The following is a 1,047-nucleotide window of genomic DNA, read 5'->3' on the forward strand; positions in this document are numbered from 1 at the left end:
GAAATATTATGGAGATTTTTAAAATATGAATGGATTGAATTTAGCGCCTATAAAGACCGAAAGAGCCTCCTCGCTTACGTTAAAAAAGTGCTGGACAATTTTGGAGGCGAGTATGTAATTAATTTTGCCTAGGTACTTAACAAGCCCCCTTCTTTCCAGGGGATAGCTAAAAGCTTTGATGTGCCTAGTTTCTAACCTTCTTTTTAGGTAGGAGAATTGTCAGATTCTGTCTTTTGCCTCTTGCCTTCAAAAGCTGATAACTGATAACTGATAACTGATAACTGATAACTGATAACTGATAACTGATAACTGAAATGACGGACTTAAGCCACCTTTTTCCGTGACTCAAGGATGGGGTGAATAATTGTCCAGGCTAGGACGATAATTAAAGCCAAGATACCAAAACGAGCCATAGAAGTAACTAACTGGTGCAAGGGGAACAAACGGCCTAAAAAGAAAGATAATGTCACCATAATCGTCGCCCACACCGTTGCCCCACCGAGATTACAGAGGAAAAAGCGACCGTAGGGCATTCGGGCAATTCCCGCCATGGGACCGGCAAAGATTCTTAACAAAGCCACGAAGCGACCGAAAAAGACCGCCCGGGGTGCATTTTTACTAAATTGTTCCTTGGCTAATTCTAGTTTTTGAGGCGGAATACGAAAGAATTTGCCAACTTTTAACAAAAACGGCCAACCTCCAGCGCGACCGAGCCAATAGCCAAAATTATCGCCCAAAACTGCTCCTGTAATTGCGCTGACTAAAACTAACCAATAGTTCAAATCACCGCTACCAGCAAGGAAGCCGCCGACAATGGTGATGGTTTCTCCTGGGATGGGAATCCCGGTATTTTCGAGGGTGATACCGATAAATACTGCCCAGTATCCGTATTGGTGGGCGATTTCTTCAATATTTTCTAGGGATAATAGCTCTAGGGACATGGAGCGCTTTCTTAACAAAGGTTTACGAATATTCTAAGATATTTTTACAGTATTTAACCGTGGCTGAACATGACTTTTCCCAGTATTGATTTATTAGCAATTCGTC

1 protein-coding gene and 1 pseudogene are annotated in these 1,047 nt (G+C 42.2%); one reads left to right on the plus strand and one right to left on the minus strand.

The annotated features are described in order from the left end of the window. Positions 1–132: pseudogene (locus PX481_RS14980) on the plus strand (IS630-like element ISMae24 family transposase); the annotation flags it as partial. Between the two features lie 191 nt (positions 133–323). On the opposite strand, the gene PX481_RS14985 reads toward PX481_RS14980, so the two are convergent. Beyond that, on the minus strand, positions 324–941 hold the full coding sequence (locus tag PX481_RS14985; RefSeq protein ID WP_002759504.1) for a DedA family protein: 618 nt from the start codon (positions 939–941) through the stop codon (positions 324–326). Between the last annotated feature and the right edge of the window lie 106 nt (positions 942–1,047).

The sequence above is a fragment of the Microcystis sp. M53603_WE2 genome, assembly GCF_030065435.1.

Bases quoted from the DNA above. Each gene is read 5' to 3' on its own strand.
- PX481_RS14985 (WP_002759504.1), bottom strand. From the start codon at position 941: ATGTCCCTAGAGCTATTATCCCTAGAAAATATTGAAGAAATCGCCCAC.